Source organism: Pseudomonas artemisiae (genome assembly GCF_057128685.1).
On the sequence record NZ_JBSKHS010000041.1, the window covers coordinates 1 to 677 of the forward strand.

A 677-nucleotide genomic window follows, 5' to 3' on the forward strand; every position below is an offset into this window, starting at 1 on the left:
CGACAACGACACCCTGAGTTTCACCGCTACCCTGGCTGACGGCAGCGCCTTGCCGGCATGGCTCAAATTCGATGCCGCGACCCGCACCTTCAGTGGCACCCCGGATGCGAGCGCCGCCGGTACCTTTAACGTGACCGTGACCGCCAACGACGGTAAGGCTGGCACCGTCAGTGACACCTTCGCCCTGGCCGTACAGGACACCCCTGCCACCCCAGAAGCCCCGATCAAGGTGATTACCGGCACCTCTGGCAAGAACACCCTCACTGGTACCGCGGCCGATGAGCAACTGCTCGGCCTCGGCGGCGCCGATACGCTTAACGGCGCGGGCGGTAATGACCTCCTGGTCGGTGGTGCTGGTATCGACAAACTCACTGGCGGCACGGGCGCGGACATCTTCCGCTTCACCGCCCTGGCTGATAGCTACCGCACGGCCAGCACCAGCTATGCCGACACCATCACCGACTTTGTGGTGGGCGTGGATAAAATCGACCTCTCCGGCCTGGGCTATACCGGGCTGGGCAACGGTTATAACGGCACGCTGTTCTTGCAGTACAGCGCAAGCTCCAATACCACCTACATCAAGAACTACGAGCCTGATGCCAGCGGCAAGCGCTTGGAGTTGGCAGTCACGGGTAATCTGCTCAACACGCTCAAAGCGACGGACTTTATCTTCAACA

1 protein-coding gene is annotated in these 677 nt (G+C 61.4%); it reads left to right on the forward strand.

Going from position 1 to position 677, the window contains the following annotated elements; all coding sequences use genetic code 11:
* On the forward strand, nucleotides 1–677 hold a 677-nt coding region (locus ACWKV4_RS20605; RefSeq protein WP_483834051.1), incomplete at both ends, for a putative Ig domain-containing protein.